Below are 326 nucleotides of genomic sequence, written 5' to 3'. Positions count from 1 at the left end.
GTATTACTCGGGTAATTACCTGATACTTCATAAATATTATCGACTATTTGTGCACCACCCCAGCCTATTGCCGCACCAACCTGATATTTCTCTGTGCTAAACAACTTATTCGATTCGTCACGCGGGTCAGTGAACATACCTGTTAATGCTTCTACGCCATCACGTTTAACAATAGCTGGCATTTGTGCTTTCAATGCCTTTTCTACGTTATCGAAAGATTCTTTATTGACAGGAGATGCGGTAAATTTACGACTTGAATTAGCGCTAATATTCATTTGATCTTGATACTTTTTAGCTTCAGCCTCTGTGAAGGTTGCATCTAGTCG

The 326-nt window shown here is 39.9% G+C and carries 1 protein-coding gene; it reads right to left on the bottom strand.

The annotated features are described in order from the left end of the window. Positions 1 to 326: hypothetical protein (locus ACX6CF_RS27175; RefSeq protein WP_458788492.1), on the bottom strand; the 326-nt coding region annotated here is incomplete at both ends.

Source organism: Vallitalea sediminicola (assembly GCF_054408565.1).
This window is presented reverse-complemented; position numbering and strand designations above follow the sequence as displayed.